This is a genomic window from Streptomyces sp. NRRL S-350, assembly GCF_000719705.1.
Classification (GTDB): Bacteria; Actinomycetota; Actinomycetes; order Streptomycetales; family Streptomycetaceae; genus Kitasatospora.
Map to the genome: position 1 here is coordinate 1 of NZ_JOHO01000233.1, position 238 is coordinate 238.

Annotated in this window: 1 protein-coding gene; it reads left to right on the forward strand. The window is 68.1% G+C overall.

The genetic code is table 11. The features are described 5' to 3' along the window. Positions 1-22 precede the first annotated feature (22 nt). Positions 23-238: acyltransferase domain-containing protein (locus IF30_RS42990; protein ID WP_324605700.1), on the forward strand; the 216-nt coding region annotated here is incomplete at its 3' end.

Consider the following 238-nt stretch of genomic DNA (forward strand, 5'->3'; position numbering starts at 1 on the left):
GGGTGGCGACGGAACCCTGACGATGGTCTTCTCCGGCCAGGGCAGCCAACGCCTGGGCATGGGCCACGACCTCTACACCACCTACCCCGCCTACGCCGATGCCTTCGACGAAGCCTGCGCCGCCCTCGACCCCCACCTGCCCCACCCCCTCCACGACATCGTCTTCGGCACCGACCCCCACCTCCTCAACCAAACCCAATACACCCAACCCGCCCTCTTCGCCCTCCAAACCGCCCTC